Below are 26,691 nucleotides of genomic sequence, written 5' to 3'. Positions count from 1 at the left end.
CATAAAGTGTACCTGATTATTCCAAAGTAGTGTTCCGTGCAAAGGAGCTAGTGGTTATTCATGCTATTACGTATGTTGAGAAATGATCTTATGAGGAAAAAAGGAATCAACATCGCGCTATTTGTTTTTATTTTACTAGCGGCTTTGCTTGTTTCTTCGGGCACACGAATGATGATGGAGCTAACAAGTTCAATTCACCATTTATTTACGGAATCCAAGACGCCTCATGTTGTGCAAATGCACGCAGGTGAACTGGATAAAATGAAGGTGAATCAGTGGGCACAGGCCAATGAGATGGTGGATAAACACCAGATCGTAGAAATGATTAACATTGACGGTTCTCATTTGTTTTTTGGAGCGGAGGCCGAGAAAAACAGCATTATGGATCTTGATTTTGTTGTGCAAAACCAAGATTTTGATTTTCTGCTGAATTTGGAAAGTGAGATTGTGCAGGTGAATGACGGAGAAATTGCTGTTCCCGTTTATTACTTGCAGCAGAAGAAATTGAATATTGGTGACCGTATTCATATTAAAGAAGGTTCTTTCAGCAGAACATACAAAATTGTGGATTTTGTACGTGATGCTCAAATGAATCCATCGATCGTTCACTCCAAACGTTTTGTCATCAGTCAGGGTGAATTCCATGCCTTGAAACAAAATACGGGAGAGTCAGAGTATCTGATTGAATTTCGTCTTAGAGATACCAACATGATCAGCGACTTTACCCAGGCCTATCAAAATACGAGTCTGCCAAACAGTGGTCCTGTTGTGAACTACAATCTGTTCCAGTTGTTGAATGCGTTGACCGATGGGGTAGTCGCAGCTGTAGTCATTCTGGTCAGTTTGATCTTGATTGTGATCGCTGTACTCTGTATTCGTTTCACCATGCTAGCTACCATTGAAGAGGATTATCGAGAGATTAGCGTCATGAAAGCTATCGGCATATCCGAGCGTGATATTAAGAAACTCTACTTGGGCAAATATGTTGTTATGGCAGGACTGGGCTCCATCGCAGGCTTTCTTGCATCACTATGGGTTAACCGTTTGTTCATGTCCAATATGATGCTCTACATGGGGGCAGCTCCCAAAACATGGTTGCACTACGGCATGACATTGTTTGCGGCTGTCTTCATTTTTGCCATTGTTGTATTTTTCTGCAACCGTGTGCTTCGGCGTTTTAATCACATTTCAGCTGTTGAAGCATTACGTTCAGGCGGTCTGGGTGAGACGAGAATGAGTCAAAACAAATTAAGCCTGTCCCAAAATCGGTGGTTATCTGTTCCGGTTTTTCTGGGCTTAAAAGAAGTCATCCAACGACTGAAAATGTTCCGTTTGCTGTTGTTTGTGTTTATTATAAGTTCATTTATTATGATCGTACCTATGAATTTCCTCCATACGTTACAAGCTCCTAGCTTCATTTCTTACATGGGTGTAGGTCAAAGCGATATGCGTATTGATCTGAGGCACTCTGAAGATATCGAGCAGCGTTACGCTGAATTAATTGATTATGTTCAAAAGGATAAGAACGTACTTCGATACTCACCCCTTGTCACAAGCCAATTCAAAGTGTTGAACAGTGAAGGTAGCTATGATCATTTAAGCGTAGAGACAGGTGACTTTGACGTTTTTCCTTTGTCTTACGTGAACGGCACGGGACCGAAAAATGAATATGAAATTGCTTTGTCTGATGCGAACAGTAGTGACATGGAGAAGAAGACGGGAGATACCTTGGTACTGATCGTAAATGGACAGGAAAAAACAATGTCCGTCAGTGGTGTATATCAGGATGTGACCAATGGTGGAAAGACTGCAAAAGCACGGCTGCCCTATAACAAAGATCGTGTGCTCTGGTATGTCTTAAGTCTGGATTTGAAAGATGACGGCAGTAAGATCTCAGATAAAATTGCAGAATATGAGCAGGTATTCTCACCTGCTAAGGTGACCGATTTAAAAGGCTACTTATATCAAACGCTTGGAGGAACAATTCATCAGCTTAAGCTGGTTACGGTGTTGGCGCTTGTTGTGGCAGTATTGGTTACTATCCTGATCACATCATTATTCCTGAAAATGCTTGTCGCAAAGGACAGCGGTGATATCGCGATCTTAAGAAGTTTGGGGTGTGCCATTTCCATAATCAAATTCAAATATGTAACGATGTCACTCTTTGTTTTGAGTGTGGGCGTTCTTGTAGGAACCATATTATCGAATACAGCAGGCCAGTGGTTAATCAGTGCAATAATGGCTTCTTTCGGAGCATCCCATATGGTCTTTGTCATTGACCCGCTACAAGCGTACGTACTTTGTCCGCTGCTGCTAGCAGCAACTATTATCTGTACCGCTTTAATCAGTATTCAATCCATCAAAGAATCCAGCATTCCCAAAATGATTGTCGAATAGGGGGACGACCATGACTATGATCCTGGAAGCCATAAACATGAATAAATCGTACGGTACTGGTGAGCGTGAAGAGTATCCTATTTTGAAGGATATTAATTTGCAAATAAAAAAAGGAGAATTTGTCTCCATTATGGGTCCATCGGGTTCTGGAAAATCAACCTTGCTTTATAATATTAGCGGCATGGATCAAGTAAGTAGCGGGAGTGTTTATTTTACTGGCAAGAAAATTTCGGATTTCTCAGAGAAAGAATTGGCACAGCTTCGCTTAAACAAGATGGGATTTATATTTCAGAACATGCATCTGTTGAAAAATCTGAATCTGCTCGACAATATCGTCCTGTCTGCCTATCTGGCGAAAAAAAGCAGCAGAGATTCCATTAATAAGCGAGCGCTTAATCTGATGAAGAAAATGGGCATCGATGAACTGGCCAACCACAATATAACACAGGCATCGGGTGGACAGTTGCAACGGTTCGCCATTTGCAGGGCATTGATTAATCAGCCTGATATTCTGTTTGGCGACGAACCCACGGGGGCACTGAATTCACGTTCAACCAATGAAATCATGGATATTCTTGGAGACATTAATGCTTCTGGAACAACGATATTAATCGTTACGCATGATATTAAGGTCGCAGCGCGATCTGAACGGGTTTTATTCATGATGGACGGAAAACTGGTGGCAGATCGTAGCATTGGTAAGTTCAACAAGCAGCATGATCTTAAGGCGAGAGAGAGCAGCTTAGGTAAATGGCTTACGGATCACGGGTTCTAGCACGGTTAATTGGAGAGGGGCTTATCCAATGAAACAGACGGAACACAGGTCATTTGGCAAATTTCTGATAGTATGGTTCGGGCAGCTCATATCTACAATGGGGATCGGAATGACGGCATTCTCCCTTGGTGTGTACGCATTTGAGAAAACCCATACGGCGACAGCTGTGGCGCTGATTACACTGTTTACCTTTTTGCCTAATATCTTGTTGCGTCCTATAGGTGGGGTCCTTGCAGATCGTTTTGACCGGCGTACGATGATGGTCATAGGTGATCTTGGTTCTGCAGCTGGACTAGTTTTTATTTTGACCATGATCCTGACGGGGAAGATTGAACTATGGCATCTGTATGCTGGTGTCGCTTTCAGTTCCGTGTTCTCGGCCATTCAAAGTCCGGCGTACAAGGCTTCAGCAACCGATTTACTCGATAAAGATCAATATTCAAAGGGCAGTGGCCTGGTGCAGCTCGCCGAATCATCCAAGTTTCTATTTTCGCCCATTATAGCGGGCATTCTGCTCAGTATAACAACCATTGAAGTCATTCTGGTCATTAATATGTTGACGTATCTGGTTGCCATCCTGGCAGTGCTTGTTATACGGAAAAGCATTAAAGCAAAGCGAACTGATGATGAGAGGAAGCCCTGGCTGGCTGAGCTTAACGAAGGTTGGATTGAAGTCACGACGAATAAAAGCGTACTTCTGCTCGTCATTATTATTTCAATCATCACGTTCTATCTGGGATTCCTTGAGACGCTCATTGGTCCTATGATCTTATCATTCTCGGATTCAAGGATGCTTGGAACGTTTCAATCTGTGAGCGCGATCGGTATGCTGATCAGCAGTCTGTGTATTGGCATGTTCACCCTGAGTAAAAAATATTCAAAAATACTTGTTCTTGGTCTGATTATGTCCGGATTATCATTCTCCCTCTTGGGATTCTCTACCAATATTTATTTCATTATCTCTGCAGGCTTCCTGTTTCTGGCCTCCCTACCTTTTGTCAACATGAGTGCAGATGTATTGGTGCGCAATAACATATCCAACGAGAAACAAGGCAGGGTGTGGGGCATCATCGGCATTTTATCGCAATTGGGTTTTATTGCATCCTATAGTCTCGCAGGATTTTTGGCAGATCGTGTCTTTAACCCGCTGTTGGTGGAAGGTGGAGCACTCGCTTCGACCGTAGGATCATATATCGGCGTTGGTCCGGGAAGAGGCATTGCGCTGTTGTTTATTATTGCAGGGGTGTTTGTTATAGCTATTGCAGCAATCACTTCTCAACTTAAATCCATTAAGGGGTTGGAGAAGGGGATTGATATTGTGTCAACAGACCCAACGGGTTTAGCGCATGATTGATTGAGTTGATGTGTTGTAGTTTAAAGGATGATGCTGGCCCCGGAACTTTATGTTTTCGGGGTTGGTTTGTTTGAGCTTTAGGACTGGAACCATGATTTTGGTAGAGGGTTTGTACAAATGAAAAGGAGAGCAGGTATACTATAAGTAATGAGCATTAGGGGCTTTTAGTCGTGTAGATATTTAACCTGAGGGAGGTTACACTTTTGTTCAAAATCGGAAATCAAGGTACGTTTGAAACGTTACCTGATGAAGCTATGGCAGTTTATAAGGGGGACGTTATCGCTGTAGAAGAATTCATTAGACAGGGTATGGATCTCGAAAAAGAGATTAAGCTCAGCAAATACATAGCTTTGACACCATTGGATATTGCCCTGATCACCAATCAGCAGGCAGTGGTCAAGCTTTTGGTGGAGTACGGAGCGAACCTGAACGTGAAGGATAATCCAGCGATTCTCAAGGCGGTTAGATATGGCGGGGAAGATTCGGTTCGATATTTGCACGAGCATGGAGCCCAATTGAATGGACTTAATCATGTGAAGTCGAGTGCTTATGACGAGGCATATTACGGTGAAAAAAAGAACATCGCAGTGCTGAATGACATCGGACTGGATATTCGAAAATATGGTGGCAAAACGTTACGTAAAGCTGTTTCAGATCACGACATGAAGACGGTCCAGTATTTGCTGGACGAGGGGGTGGACATCAATTATAACGAGCCTGATATGGTGTATCCCTATAAGGCCACACCGCTTACGGTAGCAGCTCGTAACAACAATATGAAGATGGTTCAATTTCTCGTGGAGCAGGGAGCGGATGTGACTATTCAGGAGAAGGACGGGGAGCGGGCGTATACGATCGCAATCAGTCAGAAGAACGCAGAAATGGCAGAGTATTTGAAGGCTCGCGAACCGAAGGAATTCCATGACCTGAGCAATAAATTACATGATTTGAAGCCTTACAAGCTGCCAAAGGAACTTATCCATTTTCTCAATGAAGGGCCAAGCCGGGTAGACCTGCCGAACAATGAATCAGGTATTCGATATGTGGAGTTATTTAATCTGGTGGATACCGTAGAGATGAAGATGGGAAGACAGAAGTTGCTGCGTTTATCTGCTGATTTGGACAAGTATTCGCATATTGTGATCGTGTGGAATCCGAGTAAAAAAGTAATTGGATACGTGGATGTGGAACATCAAGAGATTGGAAATATATGCACGTTCCCGGAGTTTTTAGCTGACCCGGGTAAGAAGATCATAGAATTCTTCGATCAAATGTAGCTAAGTCTGGATAATGTAATTAGTAAATATTCATTCACAAATGTATATGTAAATTAACAAGAAAGAGCCAGATTATAATATCTAAGGGAGGTTATTTATGACTACAGGTGTTAGCCGAAATAAAACGCTGGGTGAATTTTTGAAATCTCGGAGGAGCCGGATTCAACCAGAACAAGCCGGAATCACCGGAACATATGGACAGCGCAGAACGCCGGGATTAAGACGTGAGGAAGTTGCTGTGCTTGCGGGTGTCAGTGCAACTTACTATACGTGGCTAGAACAGGGAAGAGAGGTTAACGCGTCTCGAGAGGTGATGGAAAGTATAGCGGGTGCACTCCAGTTAAGCGAGGAAGAGAAGGACCACCTATTTCGTTTATGGGACCCCAATGCAGAGCATGAATTCCCTGCCTCCTATTCACATCTCGAAACGGGATGGCAGAGCATCATTAGTCAACTTGCATACCCTTCTTTTATTACCAATGAAAGATCTGAAGTGCTTGCATGGAATGAGGCAGCGAATGAAAAACTTTTCGACTTTTCCTCGATGAACGTGAACGACCGTGTCATGATGCGAATTTTATTTCTAGATGCAACGCTCCGGGAACGTATGCATAATTGGGATGAATTTGCACGGCATTCGGTAGCCGTTTTTCGTACGTATTATGACAAGTATCCGGGTGAACCTGAGTTTTCCAAAATCGTTCAACAGTTGAACGATGACAGCACGGATTTTCAAAACATTTGGAACCTGCACCAAATTAAACAGAAAAAAGTCAACCGGATCTATCTTGAAACAACGGATCGGACGGATGGCATTGCCCATGCCTATGATATCTTTTCCATGAGTAATCTCAACGAACAGTCAGGTATTCATTGTTGTGTGTACATACCCGTTGTGGAGTGACAGTAACGATCAGGGTGGTAATTCTAGTACTAGCATAAACAGACTGTGGTTGGGCCTCTGTTCGTGAAATAGAATGAATACAAGTTCAATATCTTTCTATCTATTAACGAAAAGAGGGAACCACATGATTAAGACAAGAACGTTGGGAAGCGATAATTTGCAGGTATCCGGGCTTGGGCTGGGCGTGATGATGATGCCAGACAACCAAGAATCGGTACATACAATCCAAGGCGCGCTGGATGCAGGAGTAACGATGTTCGATACAGCCGATCTGTACGGTGATTATGAAAAGCAGCGGTTTGGAGGCAACGAAAAGTTGCTTGGACGTGCGCTCAAAGGGCGAAGAGCCGATGCGATTGTTGCAACTAAGTTTGGTATAACACATACCCAGGGCCCTAAAGGAGATCCGGCGTATATCAAAAAATCAGTGGATGCCAGTCTGTATAACCTGGGGATGGATTATATAGATCTCTATTATCAGCATCGTCCCGATCCCAATACTCCAATTGAGGAAACGGTGGGAACACTTGCCGATCTGGTACAGCAGGGGAAGATTCGTTATATCGGTTTGTCTGAAGCATCGGCAGAAAGCATTCGTCGTGCGAATGCCGTGCATCCCATCACAGCACTCCAAACGGAGTATTCATTATGGAGTCGTGAGCTTGAAGATGAGATATTGCCGTTGCTGGGCGAGTTGAACATAGGGCTTGTACCCTACAGTCCGCTGGGGCGTGGTTTCCTGACAGGCCAGATCCGATCTGCAGACGATTTGCCAGAGGACGATTACCGTCGTCATTATCCTCGTTTCCAGGGTGAGAATTTCGAAAAAAATCTGGAGGTTGTGCGCCTGATCCAGGACTTGGCCAAACAAAAAGGGTGTACTGCTTCTCAGCTTGCACTTGCCTGGTTACTTGGAAAGGGAGAACATATCGTTCCAATCCCTGGTACTCGCAGTTTGGAGAGAGTTCACGAGAATCTTGGAGCCTTGCAGGTCACGATTACCGATGATGAAATGGCAGAGATTGAACGGATATCTCCCAAAGGAGTTGCTGCGGGAGGAAGATATCCCGGGATTGCTTAGTATAAGCTTAAGCAGTGTGAAAAATAGCAGCGGAAACGTTGTCCTCGGTATTATCTCTGCTTATTAAGGCATACAGTACTACAATGAGATGTATGCCCATAAGGAGGAAACAGCGGTATGATTAATCCGATTCTGCAATCCCCGAATGTTCAACTGGCGGCCGATTCCACAGCGGTTATAAATTATCAGCGTGACTCGCGCAATTATATTACCCAGTTGTTCGGGGAGCAGCTGCCTACCATCAAGAATGGATTCTTCAATGTATACATGAGCAAAGGCATTATTGTTCAGCCTCACTGGCACACAAATGTGACCGAAATGATCATTCTGATTAGTGGTGAGATCACTACCTCCGTCTACGATCCGTTTAAGCGCGAGCGAATAAGTTATCATTTGAAGCCAGGTCAGGTATCGATTTTCCCTCAAGGATGGTTCCATTGGTTTGTAGCGGAGACAGACGATGTGCATCTGTTAACGATATTTGATCAACCGACACCGGACATTGTACTTGGGGCAGATTTCCTGGTTGCAACACCACCCGAAGTTGCACATCGTGCATACTGCATTGATGAGGAGGCGTACGCGAAGGCAGTGGCATCCATCCAAAATGATGCTATTTTGGGACCGCCGATTGGATGTGTGGATTCTGTTTCCGATCAGGCAATCAAAGCTTCCAAGTCATCCAAAAACTCAAAGGGATAACATCATCACATTCTCCTATCAAAAGACCGATTTCAAGCCCGTGACCGGAAAATTTTCCGATTATGGGCTTATATTTTGTTCCAATTAACACGTTCCGAATTCTCTGTTAAGATAGGCATAACATTGGTTTGTTACAGTAGCAGTGATACTCAAAGAATGTGGAGGTACGATCCATGGCCATGACTGAGCAGGGAATGCTGGAAACCGCGATGAGTTATGCACCTGTATTAATGTTTGATCGAAATGAACCCTTTTACCCGGAATTTGTAGGCGTTTCCATTCTGGATCAACCGGGACCTTCACCGTCATTCCAGCGGGAAATTCATTTTCCGGTTGAGGCAGTCCAATATGTGATTGAATTTTCGATTTGGTGGGATTACGAGATTGGGCATTTGTATGAAATGGAGCATGTGTGGGTTTACGTTGGTCATGATGGTGAAGTCGTGGATTGTGAAGCCAGTTTCCACGGCAAAGTGCTACGGGGGTTGTTGAAGGATCGGGCCAATATGGTCGGACGACATGTTTGTCTCTACTCGCAGCCAGGCAAACACGCCTTTTCACCGCTGCCTGTTGTGTTCGAACTCTTGCCAGACTTGTATAGTGCAGCAGGTGCCAAAGCCGGATGTGACGGATTGCTGGTGAATGAATTGTTTCGTGGCTATTTCGAAACCAATGATGAGATCGATGGTCAGGTAAGGGATTATTTGCAGACTAAGGCTTTTGTACCTGCCATGGAGTTCGAAGAATTTCTGCTGGAACCAGCCATGTTCATGACTTGGGACCAACTGTTTGTCATCATTCCGCAGCGAATTGCGCGCCGATTAAGTGAGTTAGAAGAGATGTACGTGAAGTGAATATACTAATCTGAAATTGGTATTTATGTTAATAATATAGTGATCATAATATTGGAAATCAAACTCATTTTACGTGGGTTTGATTTTTTTTGTGGGATAATAGAATTAGTTTGAGTTCAAAATAACTGGACTTAAGTCGTGTAATGAGATGTATTAAAACGAAAAGAGAGAGACGAGCTAAAGAAAAAGTTAAATTCGTCAGACTGAAGAACTACATTTTTGAAAATGTATTTTTATAAAAATTATATGAGTTACATATCAATTGAAATTCAATCATGTAATAGGCGTGTGTACATTGAGGATTATTGATAATACATATATGTGAATTTTCTCCAATCAATTAAATAGGTGAAAAGTATAAAAAACAATAAAAAGTAGATTCTTTATATCTAAAATAAAATTCGTAATAGTGCAAAATTTATAAAAATAAAAATTCACTATTCAGATTCGTCATTATTCTGTCGAAATATATCGTAAGTTGTCTGGGGCGCGACCATGAGAAGGGATTTACAAGCGTTTAAATACATAACTAGACACTATGACGCCTAGGAGGAATTTACATGAAGTGGTTTGGGAATTTGAAAACAGCAACAAAGATTATTTCAGCATTTTTAATTGTGTCGATGATCCTTGCAGTGCTTGGAGTCTACTCGGTGGTGACGCTGAGAAGTACCAATGAACGTATGCAGAACATGTACAACAACAATCTTATCTCGGTGCATGAACTGTCCTCCGCACAGATTGATTATCAGAGGATGCGTGTGAATGTGCGCGATCTGAGCTTCGAAACGGTCAAAGCCGAGGAAACTCGCATTATCGAAAGCATAGCTTCCGTCCGTCAGAGTGTGAATGATCACTTGGCGATCTATCGTCCACTGGCGACAACCCCTGAAGAAATAGAATTACTCCGTAATTTTGATGCGCAGTATCCTGGGTATTTGACTTTGTTTGACCGGGCGATTACTTTGGCTACTTCGGATGATCTGGCTGCCTTCAGTGTTTATCTTAATTCCGAGCTTAAAGCCCAAGGGGACAGGATTGTTGAGATTCTTACAGAGCTAATTAACCTGAATGCAAGGTTAGCTGATCAGGCGAATACACAGTCACAGTCTGCATATTCACAGGCATTCACAGTGACGATTGTGCTGGTTATTGCTTCTGTGATTTTCAGTATTTTCATCGGTTATGCCATTTCACGTTCAATTTCCAAACCATTGATGCAGATGCTCGGTCTTGCAACAGAAGTCTCCAACGGTAATCTGACCCTCCAGTCAGATATCTCTACCAAAGATGAAGTAGGTCAACTTGCGACTGCGTTGAACCGCATGGTCGATAATCTGAGAGAGTTAATTAACAACATTGTGATAAATTCTCAAAGTGTTGCCGCTTCGTCGGAACAAATCTCAGCCAGCACACAAGAGATTGCAAGTACCAGCACGAGCCAATCCAGTGAGGCAGGGAATATTGCAGAGTTGTTCAAAGAGCTTTCGCTTGCCATTAACTCTGTTGCTGCAAGTGCGGAAGAAGCTGCGGAGTTGTCCAATGATACTGTGAAGACCGCTCGTGAAGGTGGGCAAGTTGTACAAACTTCACTGGAAGGCATGCAGGCCGTGAATATGAAAATGACCAAGCTTGAAGATGATTCCCGTAAAATTGGTGACATCATTGAAGTCATTGACGATATCGCAGAGCAGACCAACCTACTTGCTCTCAACGCTGCTATCGAAGCAGCTCGTGCGGGAGAACAAGGCCGTGGATTCGCCGTTGTGGCTGATGAAGTCCGCAAGCTTGCGGAACGAAGCAGCGAGGCAACAAAAGAAATTACAGCCATCATTAAGGCGATGCAGGAAAATACGAGACAAAGTGTACAGGCTGTAGCTACAAGTGTTGAGCAGTCTTCCATGACAGGACAGGCTTTTGATCAAATTATTGAGATGGTCAATAACTCTTCGCAGAAAGTGAATGAAATCGCAGCTGCATGTGAGGAAGAAGCGGCTCAGGCTGCAGAAGTGATGAGTTCCGTGGAGTCTATCTCGTCTTCCAGTGAGGAATCCGCTGCTGCGTCGGAAGAAACTGCTGCAACGTGTCAGTCCCTTGCACATTTGGCGGAGGAATTGTCAGAATCGGCAGCGGCCTTCAAAACCCAATAATCAATAATTAAATCGAATTGAGGGTGAATCGATGTCTTCACTTCAGAAGGAACAATATATTGAGTTATCTGTAGGTGCAGAGACTTGCGCTATTCGAATCGAAGAGATTCACGAGATTATTAAAATGCTAAGCATCACGGATATCCCTTTCAGCCGTCCGGAAATCAAAGGGGTAGTGAACCTGCGTGGCAAGGTAGTATGTGTGATGAGCTTGCGTAATTTGTTAGGTATGCCGGATGAACCTGACACCAGAGCGACTAGAATTATCGTGGTACGTTATCAGGAAGAATATATTGGTTTGATCGTTGATCGAGTCAACAAAGTAACCACATACACCGAAATACATCCACCAACCGGGAGTCATGGTCGTAATCGTGAAGGTGTTTTTCTGGGCGTGGGGCAACGAGAAGACCAACTTGTTGGTATTTTGAAACTGGACGAAATATTGGGCGGTTAGGGAGGGAATACACGAATGATGGATTTATCTGCCTACCGTGATATCTTTATCGAAGAACTGAATGATCAACTGGAACGGATGGATCAATCTTTGCTGGCGCTGGAGCTTTCGCCTTCGGTAGAGCTGGTCCAGACGCTGTTTCGGGCAGCTCATACAATCAAGGGATCAGCGTCAACAATGGATTTTCGTGAATTAAGTGACCTCACTCATGAGGTGGAGTATGCGCTGGAATGGGTTCGAGAGAAGAAACCCGAGATCACCTCAGAGCTGATTGATACATTGTTCCGCTCTCTGGACGCCATGAAAGTGCTAAGGGATCAGTATATCCGTGGGGAGGCCTATGCCGACTTTCGGGCGGTTGTGCGTGAGATACAGGCATTGATTCATACACCGGCAGCTGCGGAGAAAATGAAAGCAATCCCATTGCAGCCAGCGGAATCCATAGTGGCACAGGTGGCCGTGGTATCTGGTAAACAGTTAATATCGATCCGGATTGTTCTGAAACAGGATTGCATAATGAAAGCAGCCAGATATCACATTTTGCGACAACGGATTGAAGATGTATGTGGTACGGTTGTCACTACTTCACTCGTGGAAACTCCACTGGCAGCGGATGATGAAGATGATCGTTATGGTCAATTTATCATCGTGGCTGCTACATCGGAGGACCAGGAGCAACTCAAAGCAGAATTGTCTACCGACTCAGACATCCATAAGCTGGAGATTGTTCCCTACCTACTGGAAACAAATGAGGTTCAAGCTGTATCTTCACCAACAGAAGTATCCTCTGAAACAGGAGCAGTGAAACCACCCGTAACCACGCCAGTAGCAGAAGAGAAAGTGAAGGTGGCACAGCCCACGGTGAGAGTGAGTGTGGAGCGTTTGGACCATCTGATGAATCTTGTGGGAGAGTTACTGATTGATCAGACATCTCTCGCTGATCTTAGTGGGTCGGGTTCACGTCAGGAGCCTTCACAGCTATTGCAGAGCATCGGTGGCGTATCAGATCATATGGGCAGTGTAATCAAGGAGTTGCAAGAAGGTGTAATGAAGACTCGAATGTTACCCATTGACCAGCTGTTCAGCCGATTTCCGAGGTTGGTTCGCGATCTGTCACAGAAGCTGGGCAAAGATCTGGAACTGGTTATTCAAGGTGGAGAGACTGAACTCGATCGCATGATTATCGAAGAGTTGAGTGATCCGTTGATCCATCTAATTCGCAACAGTGCTGATCACGGTGTTGAAAGTGTGGAGATTCGCGCGGAACAAGGGAAACCGGCAAAAGGGCGGATTACATTAACTTCGTTCCATGAAGAGAATCATGTCGTCATTCGTTATTCGGATGATGGCAAAGGCATCGATGGTGAGAAGATCAAGGCTTCCGCTTTGGCTAAAGGGATCATTAGTGAGGAACAGGCTGCACGCTTAACAGTACAGGAAGCCGTTCATTTGATATTCGAACCAGGCTTCTCGACAGCTTCTTCCGTTAGTGAAGTATCTGGCCGTGGGGTAGGGATGGACATTGTTCGGAGTCAGATTGGTCGGCTGAATGGTATCATTGATATTAATACGGAGATTGGCGTAGGTACCACGTTTACGATTCGGCTACCACTCACATTGGCCATCATCAAGGGTTTGCTGGTAAAAGTATCGGGTCGTGTGCTTATCTTGCCAATGTATAATGTTGCAGAGATTGTTCGGATTGCACCTGAGGATATTCAGACCATTCAAGGACAACAAGCTATTCTGAATCACGGTCGGATTGTACCCTTTCATTGGCTGCGTGATAAACTGCATTATCCGCGAACGGACCGCAGTTCGAAGACTATTCCGCTGGTAATCATCCGCTCAGTGGACAAAATTGCGGCCTATGCAGTAGATGAGATTATCGGGAATCAGGAAGTTGTTATTAAGACGTTGGGCACGTATCTCGGTGCCATGAACCATCTGTCTGGCGCAACGATATTGGGAAACGGCAGGGTTGCCATCATATTGGATGCTTCTTATCTGGTCAGTCATTAAATGAGACTCACAAAATGAGACCACCAATTAGAAAAAGAGCTTCATCATCCATGAGTGGATGGTGAGGCTCTTTTTGGTCCTGCTGATCGCTAAGGCTTGAAAATAAGATCCATAAACCGGTTGGCTGCCAGGGAAATCGGCATATTTCGCTTGGTCATGATGCCCACATGTGAAGGGGGCAGGGAAACATCCAGCTGAATTTCGAAGAGAGAGCCTTCTTCCAGCTCTTTGGAAATAAATTCACGGGTGACATACGATATGCCCAATCCCCGCCGTGCAAATTCAATTAACAAATCCACGCTGCCGACCTCAATCTCGGGTTTGAGTGTATAGCCATAGCTGTTGAACAGCTCCGTAATCGCCATCCGAACCCGGCTGTTTCTGGAGAAAAGAATCAGTTGATGCTCCAGCAGCATGTCCAATGTCATAACTTTATCCTTCAGTTGAGCATAACGTTCGCCTGCGACGAAGCAGTCTTTGAGCTGGATACTTTCCCTGACTTCAAGTTGCGGATCAACAATGGGCATCCGCACAACACCCAGATCAATTTTACCTTCTTTCAAAAACGTAATGACTTCCGGCGTTGTCCCATGACTTAGATGCAGCTTAATGTTAGGGTAGAGCACATGGAATTCTTCCAGATAGGACAGCATGTAATGCTTGAACAGCGAATCGCTGCCACCAATCCTTAGTTCTCCATTGTCTAAACTCTTCAATGCGGCCATTTTCTCCTCGGCCAGCGAGATCAGAATCTGAGATTGTTCAATATAGGAATACAGACTCACACCTTCCTGTGTTAGCGCAACTCCCTTGGAATTCCGGTAAAACAACGTGAGACCGAAGCTTTCTTCCAACTGTTTGATGGCATGACTGACACTTGGTTGAGTAATATATAGTGCTTTAGCGGCTTGGGTCAAACTGCCTGTTTTGGCAGCCCAGTAAAATACCTTATATAATTCATAATTTGTTGTCATAGATATCGTCTATAGCTCCTGTGAAATATATTAATTACTTGTATGGCTATAAAACGTATTATAGTGTAACTACAGCAAAGAAACCAGAGTTACTTGGAAGGAGAACAGAGAGATGGAACCAACGACCATTATTTTATTTGGTGCGACAGGCGATTTAGCCAAAAGAAAAATATATCCAGCCTTATATAATTTATACATTGAGCAGAAACTTCCGGCATCCTTCTCGCTGATTGGCTTAGGACGCAGAGAATGGTCTGATGAATTCTTTCAGGCACAAGTGGAAAAATCATTAAATGAATTTTCCAGACGCCCGGCTGAACCTGAAATTGTGAAATCATTCGTGCAGGCTTTCCGTTACAGTGTATTGAATATAAGCCATAAGGAAGATTATATAGAGCTGTTAAATTTGGTTGAACAAAGAGAGGCGGAGCTTGGCATTCCTTCCAATCGTCTGTTCTATCTTTCGGTTGGTCCAGAATTCTTCGAACCCATTGCAGAGAACATTCAGCTAAGTGGACTTGGATCAACTGAGGGCTGGAAACGCCTTGTGATTGAGAAGCCATTTGGACATGATCTGCAATCGGCTCGTGACCTGAATCGCAAATTAAGCGAGGCGTTCACAGAAGAAGAAATTTATCGGATTGACCACTATTTGGGCAAACCGATGGTGCAGCGTCTTGAAACCTTGCATCAAAGCAATCCGATCATGAAGGCGTTGTGGAACAACCGTTATATCTCCAATGTGCAGATCACCGCTAATGAGACTGTTGGCGTGGAAGAACGGGCATCCTATTATGATCATGTAGGCGCCGTGCGTGACATGTTCCAGAATCATATGCTGCAATTGCTTATGATGATGGCGATCCAGCTTCCATATAACAGCACCTCGGAAAAAGTCGGTTTGAAGAAAAAGCACATCATGGAATCCATCCAGCCACTGCAAAAACAAAACGTGGGTGCAAGCGTCATTCGCGGACAGTATGCTGAAGGAAACATTCAAGGCAAATCCGTTAGCGGATATGCAGCTGAACCGGGTGTTGCCGAGAATACGATGAATGATACTTTCATTGCTGCGAAATTGCAGATTGATGACTTCTTCTGGCGCGGAGTACCTTTCTATATCCGTACTGGTAAACGAATGAAGGAGAAATCAACTCGCATTGTCATCGAATTCAAAGAACCATCCGGCCAGTCCAACGTCGTTAACGGTTCCAAGCCGAACCTGCTTGTGATTGAGATGAGTCCTGACCAGAGCATGACACTGCAGCTGAATGCAAGTGACCCGCAAAACAAAGGGGAGTTCAAACCTGTTCATATCGATCTGTCACCAGATCGTGAGGATCTGGCCGAGGCTTATGAGAACTTGATTCATGACGCATTGCATGGTGATCCAACGTTCTTTGCCCATTGGGATGAAGTAGAATTGTCTTGGGCTTGGGTACAACCTATTCTGGATGCATTCCAGGAGAATTTGCTCCCACTTCATTTGTACCCGGCGGGAAGCTATGGACCAGCAGAGTCGGATGCAATGCTCGCAGCCGAAGGGCACCACTGGTGGTTTGATCAACCTGCTGATCAGCAGGTTGAAGATGATATTGAAGTTCCTCTGGCTGTTAATGCAAATCTGTAACCAAAAAAACATATCCTTTGGAGGTAATTGAATATGAAATTTTTCATCGATACAGCAAACTTGGTAGACATCAAAAAAGCATATAAAATCGGCGTCCTGTCCGGTGTAACAACAAACCCGTCATTGGTAGCCAAAGAAGGCGTGAAATTCGAAGACCGCATTGAAGAAATTTTGCGTGAGGTACCTGAAGTTGAATCCGTATCTGCGGAAGTAACACCGGATGCGATCACAGCTGAAGAGATGATTGCTCAAGCAGACGAACTGATCAAAATTAATAACAACGACAAAAACATCACAATCAAGCTGCCAATGACACTTGCAGGACTGGAAGCTTGCCGTTACCTGACCAAAAAAGGTGTGAAAACCAACGTAACGTTGATCTTTACCGTGAACCAGGCGCTGCTTGCTGCTCGTGCCGGTGCAACCTATGTATCCCCGTTCCTGGGACGTCTCGATGACATCTCCGAAGATGGCGTGCAATTGGTTGCCAAAGTTGCTGAGCTGTTCCGTACACATAACCTGGATGCGCAGATTATTGCGGCTTCTGTAAGACATCCGGACCACGTTACACGTGTAGCAATGGCAGGAGCACATATTGCTACTGTTCCATTCTCCGTCATTGAACAAATCTCCAAACACCCGCTGACAGATCAGGGCATGGAGAAATTCGCAGCAGACTGGAAAAAAACGGTTCAATAATAAAGGATTGTTGATCTCGGATTTAATCTACTATATATAAAGAGTATTGGGAGGACATAATGAGTAAACAACAGATCGGTGTCATCGGACTTGCAGTAATGGGTAAGAACCTTGCCCTTAATATTGAAAGCAAAGGATTCTCGGTATCGGTATTTAACCGTTCCCCAGAGAAAACGAACGATCTTCTCAAAGAAGCCGAAGGCAAAAACCTGACAGGCGCATTTACGATTGAAGAGTTCGTTGCTTCCCTGGAATCCCCGCGCAAAATCCTGATCATGGTTCAAGCGGGTAAAGCAACGGACGCTACCATTGAACAACTGCTGCCACACTTGGACGAAGGCGACATCATCATTGATGGAGGGAACGCATACTTCCCTGACACCCAACGCCGCAGCAAAGATCTGGAAGCCAAAGGCTTCCGCTTCATCGGTGCGGGTGTATCCGGTGGGGAAGAAGGCGCGTTGAAAGGCCCGGCAATCATGCCAGGCGGACAAGAAAGTGCGTATACGCTCGTTGAACCCATTCTGACAGCCATTTCCGCTAAAGTAGGCGACGATGCTTGCAGCACATATATCGGACCAGATGGTGCAGGACACTATGTGAAAATGGTGCACAACGGTATCGAATACGGAGATATGCAATTGATCGGTGAAGCATATCACTTGCTCAAATCCGTGCTGAATGTGTCCGTTGAAGAATTGCATGAAATTTTCTCTGAATGGAACCAAGGCGAGCTGGATAGCTACCTGATTGAAATCACGGCAGACATCTTCTCCAAATACGATCCGGAAACCGGCAAACCAATGGTTGATGTCATTCTGGATGCAGCTGGACAAAAAGGAACAGGCAAATGGACAAGCCAAAGCGCGCTGGATCTCGGCGTACCATTGTCCATGATTACGGAATCCGTATTCTCCCGTTTCCTGTCTGCAATGAAAGACGAGCGTGTGGCGGCAAGCAAAATCTTGAATGGACCTGCGGTTGAAGCATTCTCTGGCGACAAAAAAGCGTTCATCGAGAATGTGCGCAAAGCCCTGTTTGCAAGTAAAATCGTATCCTACGCACAAGGTTTTGCTCAAATGCGTGCAGCTTCAGACGAATACGGCTGGGATCTGAAATACGGCAACATCGCCATGATCTTCCGCGGTGGTTGCATCATCCGTTCGCAGTTCCTGCAAAACATCAAGGAAGCATATGACAAGGATGCAGAACTGAAAAACCTGCTTCTGGACCCATACTTCCAAAACATTGTTGAATCCTACCAAGGTGCATGGCGTGAAGTCGTTGCAGCTGCGGTAACTCAAGGAATTCCGGTTCCTGGATTCTCCAGCGCGTTGTCTTACTATGACAGCTACCGCACGGAGCGTTTGCCTGCGAACCTGTTGCAAGCACAACGTGATTACTTTGGCGCTCACACGTTCAAACGTGTGGACAAAGAAGGTTCATTCCACTTCCAATGGATGGACACCAACGAGTAATTTATAATTCGAGATCATTCAGCATTCCTGTGCCCGTTCATGATGTTATTCAGTCATGAGCGGACGCAGGAATGTTTTTTTATTCAGATGAGAAGCTATTGGTTGATGCATCACCTAATATAGGATAATTGGAATTTAAGTATCCCAAATTGTAATAAAATGTACGCATCTGAGGAATGGAAACAGATGTCCTGTTCCCTTTAACTGCGTTATACTTGTTCTGATGGACTGGAATTCGGCTAAGAGAAAATTCAGCAATCAACTTATTGACGTGGAGGTTAACTGAGGCATGTTTGTACTTGCAGGCATCTTGTTTTTGGTTGTGTACGGTTTATTAGTTTTTTACATAGGATGGAGCGGCTGGAGCTGGATGAAGCCTGTTGTATCTGCAAGATTTCGTTGGTTTTACATCGTTGCGCTTGTATTCCTTGCAATTTCGTTCATACTGGCAAGGTTGTTTGGAAGTGTTTCTTTCCTGAGTGTTATCGGTTCTTACTGGCTTGCAATCTTTTCTCTGCTGTTATTAATTCTGCCAGTGGTTCATCTAACGCTTTGGTTACTTAGACTAACTCGCATTCCAAGACATTACGCTCATAAATGGGCAGGTGTGGTCACCCTCGTGCTGTTGCTGTCCACGCTGGGCTATGGTATCTATAACGCCTATAGTCCAGTCGTAAGGCAATACAGCATTCAGATTGATAAGAAAGTGGAAGGTGTCGACAGCCTCAACATTGTTATGGCTGCAGATATGCACTTTGGTCTGTTGTCCGGCCCTGCTCACGCTAAACGTATGGTGGAAGAAATTAACGCGTTGAAGCCGGATTTGGTGCTGTATCCTGGTGATATTATCGATGACAACCTGGATATGTACCTCAAGAGTGGAATTGCGGATATTATCAGCGGCATTCAGGCCCCTTACGGAGTGTACGCCTCATTGGGCAATCACGACAAGTATAATGGTCCGATTGAGGATCTGATTGCCGCTTTGGAGAAGAGTAATATGCAAGTTCTGTATGATGATAAAATTACATTGGACAATAAGATTACTCTGATTGGTCGGAAAGACCGGACAGAGAAGGATCGGGCAGAAGTAGCAACATTGATGCAGGATACCGACTTGAGCAAGCCTGTGCTCATAATGGATCACCAGCCTTATGATTTGGATATTGCGGAACAAAACCATGTAGATCTGGTTGTGTCTGGTCACACCCACCGTGGCCAGATCGCACCCGCTCAGTTTATTACACAGGCCATCTACGAGAATGATTGGGGTTATCTGCAAAAAGGGTCCATGCACTCTATCGTGACCTCTGGATTTGGCTTCTGGGGACCTCCGATTCGCACAAGCAGTCGGTCAGAGATTGTACAGATTAATGTGATGTTCCAACAATAATTAGCGATATTAATAAAATTGAGCCCTTCGGAAGAAGGGCTCTCCTATTTGTGCTCAAGGCAGGAAAGTTTCCCTTAAATAAAAAAAAAATTCATTTAGATTAGAAAACATCTCCAGTTTGTTTCTGTATCAACATGTAAATATTAAGACTGCATACCCTGTAACGTGGAACTGTAGGGAAATATTTCTTGAAAGCAAGATGAAGTATAATAGCAGTGGTAGCATTTTTGGTTGACACCGTTTTCAGGTTGTGATAGATTATACCCGAGGCTTGTTACCGGTAATGCGGGCAAAACCACTATGGAAATGATTTTATTATTTCTATTTTGGTTTTGCCCTTTTTTAATCCTCAAAAAAAACAGGTGGGTCCATAATGATTATTAAACAGATATTTAATAACAATATTGTCAGTACCGTGGATGACAAAAATCAGGAACTGCTGATCCTCGGCCGGGGTATCGGGTTTAAGTTCAAGGCAGGCGATGAGATTGATGAAGAACGGATTGAGAAAGTATTCCGTCTTCAGGATGCATCGATCTATGAGAAGTTTAAGTCCATTGTCACGGAAGTGCCGATTGAAATCCTGCAGGCGACAGATGATATTGTGACACTGGCACGTACGCAATTGAACAAAACCATCAGTGACGGGATTTATGTCTCACTGTCGGATCACATTCATTTTGCTGTCCAGCGTCTGGAAAAGGGAATGATTACTCGCAATCCGCTCTCTTGGGAAGTGCAGCATTTCTACAAGGCCGAGTTCGACGTGGCCCGGGAAGCGCTCAGCTTACTGAAGGAAAGACTGGATGTGGAGTTTCCGAAGGATGAAATATGCAACATAGCGCTGCATTTCATCAATGCGGAAGTTAATGATTCCATGAACGATGTCACTCATTTGATGCAACTGCTCCAGGAGATCATGAACATTATCAAATATCACTTTAATGTCGAATTGGATGAAGATAGCGTGAACTATTTCCGTTTCATTACTCATTTGAAGTATTTCTGCCAACGGGTAATTACTCACTCGTCACATGACGATGCGGAGGAGTATTTATACGAGGTCGTACGGAAAAACTATCCCGAAACCTTCAAATGTATCGGCAAGATTGAGACTTTTATCCATAAGAACTATCAGTATGATATGACTCATTCGGAACAGTTGTATCTGACCCTTCATCTGGAGCGGTTAATGAAACCGAAGCGTGACCAATGAAATATCAGAACATGAACCAGAACCTAACTAAATATCAATTGGGCTTGTTACTGTTCAATCAGGCAATACCCGAATGAATGACACGTAGAAGACGTGGCTATTTGTTCGGGTATTTTTTATTGGAAAAATGAGGAGGAAACGATCATGAAACATCAGGAAACGGCACAAGAAATCATCAAAGCCGTTGGGGGAACAAACAATATCAACTCGGTGTATCATTGCGTCACACGACTGAGATTTGATCTGAAAAATAACGATAAAGTGGACAATAACTCACTCAAGAAACTGGATAAAGTCATGGGAACGAATATCTCAGGAGATCAATTCCAGGTGATTATCGGGAATGACGTGTCCAAAGTATTCGATGCGATGGTGAAAGAACATCCGGCAATACAGCAAAGTTCAGAAAATAAACAGGCTAAACCGGAAAAAAATAAAAATGTAATTCTTAATATTTTTGAGACGATTGCGGGTGTCTTCGCACCCATGCTGCCAGCGATTACAGCTGCCGGTATGCTGAAGGGATTGCTTGCATTATTCGTATCGCTGGAATGGATGTCAGCAGGAACGGACACGTACCGTATCCTTTCGGCTATTGGGGATGGCGTATTTCATTACCTGCCGTTGCTGATTGCGGTTAGTGCCGCGCGCAAATTTGGCAGTAATCCATTTGTAGCCATTGCGCTAGGTACTGCGCTGATGTATCCCGATATGGGCGCATTGCTATCCAGCGGTGAATCGGTTGCCTTTATCGGCATTCCGGTAACGGCTGTCAGCTATGCCTCATCGGTTATTCCGATTTTGCTTGCCGTATGGCTGATGTCTTATGTTGAGAAATGGGTTGACCGCGTTATTCCGGCAGCATTGAAGCTGCTGCTTGTGCCACTGATTACCTTGCTTGTTATGGTTCCGGTAACACTGATTGCAATCGGTCCACTGGGAACATTTGTAGGTAGCGGCTTGTCTGGCGGTATTAACTGGCTGCTAAATGAAGGCGGATTGATTGCAGGTATTGTTCTTGGCGGCGCTATGGCGCTCATTATTATGACAGGTATGCACTATGCGCTCGTACCGATCATCCTGAGTAATATTGCTACACTGGGCTTCGATAAATTCTTGCCACTGACGTTCATCTCCAATATGGGACAGGCTGGAGCGACGTTGGGTGTATTCTTCCGTGCAAAAGACAAAAAGCTCAAAACCGTTGCATTGTCCACCAGCTTTACAGCTCTGATGGGTGTAACCGAGCCAGCAATGTACGGCGTAAACATGAAGTATAAAAAACCGTTTGCCGCTGCGATGATTGGTAGTGCAGTGGGTGGTGGATTCGCTCTTGCTTTTGGAGCCAAAGCTTATGTGCTTGCAGGTAACGGTGGTCTTCCGGGTCTGCCATCCCTGATCGGACAAACCTTCTGGTACTCCTTTGGCGGTATGATTCTTGCCTTTGTTGTGGGTGCAATTATGTCTACTGTGTTCGGGATCAAGGAAGAAGAGGGCGATGCCGAGGCGTTGGCTCATTTCTCACCAGGCCCTTCTACGCCACCAGCCGCAGCACCTTCCAGCAATGTGGCAACCGTGGATGTGGACGATATGGGTGCTCCAACACCAACAAGTGATGCGGTAGCCGTTGCACCGATGACGGGTAAAGCGATCGCACTCAAAGAAGTCAATGATCCCACGTTTGGCGATGAATTGATGGGTAAAGGTGTGGCATTTGTTCCAACCGTGGGTGAACTGGTGTCACCAGTTACAGGTACCATCATGAATGTGTTTAAAACGAAACATGCGATTGTGGTCCGCAGTGATAACGGAATGGAGCTTCTGATCCATGTTGGGATCAACACCGTTAAACTTCGCGGTCAGTATTTTGAAGCCCATGTTGCTACGGGAGCACGAGTACAGGCCGGAGACAAGTTACTCACGTTTGAACTTGATCAAATCGCCAAGGAATATGACATTACAACGGCGATGGTCGTTACGAATACAGCAGATTACAAGCAGGTTCTGCCTGTGAAATTGGGTGTAATTACGACAGGTGAAGAAGTATTGAAAGCTGAAATTTAAAGTCTAAATACGAAATAAAGACGACATCAATAAGAAGAGGAGAGATACGCATGATCAATCGACAAGGGTTTCCAGAAGGTTTTCTGTGGGGCGGCGCAATTGCCGCCAACCAGGCTGAAGGTGGATTTGATGCAGGGGGCAAAGGCTGGTCCACGGCGGATATGGTTCCTTATTTTGAGAAGAAGGATTACACCAACCTTAGAGAACTGATGCACGTGACCAGTGCAACGGTTGAGAAAGCGATGGCTCACCACAGTGCGAAGGGATACCCGAAGCGTTACGGTATTGATTTTTATCACCGCTTCAAAGAGGACATTGCGTTGTTCGCCGAGCTGGGCTTCAAGACATTTCGTCTTTCCATCAACTGGCCGCGTATTTTCCCGAACGGGTACGATGCTGAGCCGAATGAAGAAGGATTGCGATTCTATGATGAAGTGTTCGACGAATTGCGGAAGCATAATATTGAACCTCTCGTGACGCTCTCTCACTATGAAATGCCGATGTCATTGGTATTGAAATACAACGGCTGGGCAGGACGGGAAGTTATCAGACATTTTGTAAGATACGCCGAGACCGTAATGAATCGCTACAAAGACAAGGTGAAATACTGGTTGACGTTTAATGAGATCAACACAACCATTATTGAGCCATTCACGGGCGGAGGTATCATTGAAGATCGTGTCGAAAACGTGATGCAAGCTTCCTATCAAGCACTTCACCATCAGTTTGTTGCCAGCAGTCTGGTAACGCAGAAAGCGCGTCAGATTAACCCGGACTTCCAGATTGGCTGTATGCTTGCACGTATGATTCACTACCCGGCAACGTCGAAGCCGGAGGATGTATTGCAAGCTCAGATTGATAATCAGCTGAACCTGCTGCATACCGACGTACAGGTGCGAGGCAGTTATCCAACCTTTATGGCTCGTTATTGGGCTGAGCATGGCATTTCCATTACGATGGAACCAGGAGACGAAGCGATTCTGAAAGAGCATACGGTAGATTTCATCTCGTTCAGTTATTATACATCGCTGGTATCCGCAGTAAATCCTGAGGAATATGGGGTAACTGGAGGCAACCTGTACAGCACCATTAAGAACCCGAACCTGGAGCGTACAGAATGGGGCTGGCAGCTTGACCCGATTGGACTTCGTGTGGCGTTGAAAGAGCTGTATGATCGTTATCAATTGCCATTGTTTGTCGTGGAAAACGGACTTGGGGCCAAAGATACGGTAGAGGCCGATGGTTCCATTAATGATGATTATCGGATTGATTATCTGAGAAAACATATTACACAAATGAAAGAAGCAGTCATGGATGGGGTAGACCTTATGGGTTATACCAACTGGGGGGCGATTGATATCATCAGTGCGTCCACTTCAGAAATGTCCAAGCGTTATGGCGTAATCTACGTGGATCAGGATGACAATGGAGAAGGCACATTGAATCGCTTTAAGAAAAAGAGCTTTGGTTGGTATCAGAACGTCATTGCTACGAATGGCGAAGATTTGGGTTGATTTCGGGGGCAGTCCTTGCGCAGCAGTTATTGCAGCGCAGGGGCCGCTTTTTATTTTGAGCTGAAAAAGGATAGCACTGTTACATTGATGATGATATACTGTGATCCTATTGGAGGGGATGAAGATGAAGAAACCTATTATTGCAGTAGATATGGATGACACCATATGTCATCTGGTCAAGCGAGCCATCTATCATAACAACATTAACTTCCCAACCCATCCGTTGCGATATGAGGATATGATACATTGGGATACATCCCATATGCGCCATCCGGAATGTACACATGATGTATTTTATGGTCGGCCAGGGTTGTTTGAGGAGCTGGAGATTTATGACGAATATGTTGTAGAAGAGGTGGAAAAACTCCATCAAGCCTATGATCTGCTGATCCTAACGGCGGCTGAGCCCAAAACGGTTGTTGAGAAGTGGAATTGGCTTCAGAAGCATATGCCATACATATCTCCAGAACAGTTTATAACCTGTAAACGGAAAAACTTGATTAACTTCGATCTGTTAATTGATGATGGAGCACATAACCTGATACCGGCGCTGAATGACGGAAAAAAAGTCATCTGTATCCCTCATCCATGGAATATAAACGAACGGGAGCAACATCAGTTTCCGTTGATGACCTCCTGGAAAGGTGCAAAGGCTTATGTAGATCGTCTGCTCGAAACAGAACATGCAGAGAGTAAGTTTGATCCTGTAAAGAGATGAACCCTGAGAAAGGAACGGAAGGCAGGAACACACTTAATTCAATGGTTCTGCTCTGAAGTTCCTGCGATAGCCCTGCGGGGTTTCTCCCGTAATTCGTTTAAAGACGGCGTAAAATGAATCTACATCCCGGTAGCCTACAAGTTCAGCAATTAAACTGACTTTATGTTGTGAATTCTTCAGCAATTCACAGCTTTTTTGTATGCGCAAATGTTGCAGATAGGCACCAAACGTCCGCCCGGTATGGGTCACGAACATGCGCCCAATATGTCTTTCGCTCCAACCAGAAAGTTTCACCAATTCGCTTAGACGGATTCGTTCGTTAACATGTTGGTCCAGGTAATGAAGGATATGTTCCATATCAGTCGCATTTTCCTTCTCATTGCAGGCAGCTTGATGAATCTGTCTGTACGTTGTCACGACGAGTTGGCTAACAAGCGTATACAGGATCGTGGAAGAACCGATTCCCGGAACGGCAGTTTCGCGGTACAGCTTTACCATTAATTCTTCCATCCGCTGGCTGTAATCTGTGATGGACACATATGGAACCCGATTCTTTTCCAGGTCTGTCAGATGGTTTCGAATCTCCTCCTCCTGAATAATAATGGACAGGGTATGGATCAGTTCGGAATTGAAAAGACAGTTATAGATAATGAGTGGATGCTCTGATACCTTCGCAGTTGCTGGGCGGAATACATGAGGAACGCCGACCGGAATGACAAATAACATGCCTTTGTGTACCGGTATAATATCTTCACCAATGTGATGAAAGCCCTTTCCTTCTGCCACGTAACTATACTCAACAAACTCGTGTGCGTGAAAAGGAACCACAAAATCCTCCGAACATCGGTTCACGAACAACTTCAGATTATTTTGGAAAAAGGATTCGCTCTTGAACAGCTGTATGGTTGGATTCACGGAATAGCCTCCTTGGTTGGAATGACCAGATTACCGGGTTAAACTGTCCTCATTACCGGGTATTTCCGATCACAGAATCGATATAATTATATCGTAACCTTGAATTGGAAACCACGA

General features: G+C 44.6%; 21 protein-coding genes. 19 read left to right on the top strand and 2 right to left on the bottom strand.

Features of this window, described 5'->3' with window-relative positions; all coding sequences use genetic code 11:
• The first annotated feature begins 90 nt into the window (after positions 1-90).
• From ACFVQB_RS15515 to ACFVQB_RS15465, 11 genes are all read left to right on the top strand, one after another.
• Positions 91-2,397 carry an ABC transporter permease gene (locus ACFVQB_RS15515; RefSeq protein ID WP_379440682.1) on the top strand — a complete coding sequence of 769 codons (2,307 nt, stop codon included), beginning with the start codon at positions 91-93 and terminating at the stop codon, positions 2,395-2,397.
• 10 nt (positions 2,398-2,407) lie between these two features.
• Positions 2,408-3,172, top strand: coding sequence for an ABC transporter ATP-binding protein (locus ACFVQB_RS15510; RefSeq protein ID WP_379440680.1), 765 nt, complete (start codon positions 2,408-2,410; stop codon positions 3,170-3,172).
• 28 nt (positions 3,173-3,200) lie between these two features.
• Positions 3,201-4,526, top strand: a complete 1,326-nt coding sequence (locus tag ACFVQB_RS15505; RefSeq protein WP_379440677.1) for an MFS transporter — start codon at positions 3,201-3,203, stop codon at positions 4,524-4,526.
• 203 nt (positions 4,527-4,729) lie between these two features.
• Positions 4,730-5,803: an ankyrin repeat domain-containing protein gene (locus ACFVQB_RS15500; RefSeq protein ID WP_379440674.1), complete on the top strand. Its 1,074-nt coding sequence runs from the start codon at positions 4,730-4,732 to the stop codon at positions 5,801-5,803.
• Positions 5,804-5,900: 97 nt separating this feature from the next.
• On the top strand, positions 5,901-6,707 hold the full coding sequence (locus ACFVQB_RS15495) for a helix-turn-helix transcriptional regulator (RefSeq protein WP_379440671.1): 807 nt from the start codon (positions 5,901-5,903) through the stop codon (positions 6,705-6,707).
• Between the two features lie 127 nt (positions 6,708-6,834).
• Positions 6,835-7,788 carry an aldo/keto reductase gene (locus tag ACFVQB_RS15490; RefSeq protein ID WP_379441380.1) on the top strand — a complete coding sequence of 318 codons (954 nt, stop codon included), beginning with the start codon at positions 6,835-6,837 and terminating at the stop codon, positions 7,786-7,788.
• Positions 7,789-7,905: 117 nt separating this feature from the next.
• Complete coding sequence (locus tag ACFVQB_RS15485; RefSeq protein WP_379440668.1) at positions 7,906-8,490, top strand: cupin domain-containing protein; 585 nt, start codon at positions 7,906-7,908, stop codon at positions 8,488-8,490.
• A 173-nt stretch (positions 8,491-8,663) separates the two neighbouring features.
• Positions 8,664-9,344, top strand: coding sequence for a hypothetical protein (locus tag ACFVQB_RS15480; protein ID WP_379440665.1), 681 nt, complete (start codon positions 8,664-8,666; stop codon positions 9,342-9,344).
• Positions 9,345-9,904: 560 nt separating this feature from the next.
• Positions 9,905-11,494 (top strand): methyl-accepting chemotaxis protein, encoded by a 1,590-nt coding sequence (locus tag ACFVQB_RS15475; protein ID WP_379440662.1) that lies wholly within the window; start codon positions 9,905-9,907, stop codon positions 11,492-11,494.
• 31 nt (positions 11,495-11,525) lie between these two features.
• Complete coding sequence (locus ACFVQB_RS15470; RefSeq protein ID WP_379440659.1) at positions 11,526-11,951, top strand: chemotaxis protein CheW; 426 nt, start codon at positions 11,526-11,528, stop codon at positions 11,949-11,951.
• Positions 11,952-11,966: 15 nt separating this feature from the next.
• On the top strand, positions 11,967-13,973 hold the full coding sequence (locus ACFVQB_RS15465; protein WP_379440656.1) for a chemotaxis protein CheA: 2,007 nt from the start codon (positions 11,967-11,969) through the stop codon (positions 13,971-13,973).
• An 89-nt stretch (positions 13,974-14,062) separates the two neighbouring features.
• On the opposite strand, the gene ACFVQB_RS15460 is transcribed toward ACFVQB_RS15465, so the two are convergent.
• Positions 14,063-14,947: a LysR family transcriptional regulator gene (locus tag ACFVQB_RS15460; RefSeq protein ID WP_379440653.1), complete on the bottom strand. Its 885-nt coding sequence runs from the start codon at positions 14,945-14,947 to the stop codon at positions 14,063-14,065.
• A 112-nt stretch (positions 14,948-15,059) separates the two neighbouring features.
• Between ACFVQB_RS15460 and zwf the strand changes: the two genes are divergently transcribed.
• The 8 genes from zwf to ACFVQB_RS15420 all read left to right on the top strand — a co-directional run bounded on the left by zwf (position 15,060) and on the right by ACFVQB_RS15420 (position 25,659).
• Positions 15,060-16,577, top strand: a complete 1,518-nt coding sequence (gene zwf, locus ACFVQB_RS15455) for a glucose-6-phosphate dehydrogenase (protein ID WP_379440650.1) — start codon at positions 15,060-15,062, stop codon at positions 16,575-16,577.
• Positions 16,578-16,610: 33 nt separating this feature from the next.
• The gene (fsa, locus tag ACFVQB_RS15450; protein ID WP_063563123.1) at positions 16,611-17,276 is read left to right on the top strand and encodes a fructose-6-phosphate aldolase; all 666 of its coding nucleotides are present in this window, start codon (positions 16,611-16,613) and stop codon (positions 17,274-17,276) included.
• A gap of 59 nt (positions 17,277-17,335) precedes the next feature.
• Complete coding sequence (gene gndA, locus ACFVQB_RS15445) at positions 17,336-18,754, top strand: NADP-dependent phosphogluconate dehydrogenase (RefSeq protein ID WP_379440646.1); 1,419 nt, start codon at positions 17,336-17,338, stop codon at positions 18,752-18,754.
• A 289-nt stretch (positions 18,755-19,043) separates the two neighbouring features.
• The gene (locus ACFVQB_RS15440) at positions 19,044-20,147 is read left to right on the top strand and encodes a metallophosphoesterase (protein WP_379440644.1); all 1,104 of its coding nucleotides are present in this window, start codon (positions 19,044-19,046) and stop codon (positions 20,145-20,147) included.
• A 373-nt stretch (positions 20,148-20,520) separates the two neighbouring features.
• Positions 20,521-21,363, top strand: coding sequence for a BglG family transcription antiterminator LicT (licT, locus tag ACFVQB_RS15435; RefSeq protein WP_379440642.1), 843 nt, complete (start codon positions 20,521-20,523; stop codon positions 21,361-21,363).
• A gap of 144 nt (positions 21,364-21,507) precedes the next feature.
• Positions 21,508-23,427, top strand: a complete 1,920-nt coding sequence (locus ACFVQB_RS15430) for a beta-glucoside-specific PTS transporter subunit IIABC (protein ID WP_379440640.1) — start codon at positions 21,508-21,510, stop codon at positions 23,425-23,427.
• Between the two features lie 50 nt (positions 23,428-23,477).
• Positions 23,478-24,941, top strand: coding sequence for a glycoside hydrolase family 1 protein (locus ACFVQB_RS15425; protein ID WP_379440638.1), 1,464 nt, complete (start codon positions 23,478-23,480; stop codon positions 24,939-24,941).
• Between the two features lie 124 nt (positions 24,942-25,065).
• On the top strand, positions 25,066-25,659 hold the full coding sequence (locus tag ACFVQB_RS15420) for a 5' nucleotidase, NT5C type (RefSeq protein ID WP_379440636.1): 594 nt from the start codon (positions 25,066-25,068) through the stop codon (positions 25,657-25,659).
• Positions 25,660-25,692: 33 nt separating this feature from the next.
• On the opposite strand, the gene ACFVQB_RS15415 is transcribed toward ACFVQB_RS15420, so the two are convergent.
• Positions 25,693-26,574, bottom strand: coding sequence for a helix-turn-helix domain-containing protein (locus ACFVQB_RS15415; protein WP_379440634.1), 882 nt, complete (start codon positions 26,572-26,574; stop codon positions 25,693-25,695).
• Positions 26,575-26,691: the final 117 nt, after the last annotated feature.

This window comes from Paenibacillus sp. NPDC057886 (genome assembly GCF_042796655.1).
Lineage (GTDB): Bacteria > Bacillota > Bacilli > Paenibacillales > Paenibacillaceae > Paenibacillus.
Note: the sequence above shows the minus strand (reverse complement) of the source record. Positions and strands in the feature narration are given on the sequence as shown.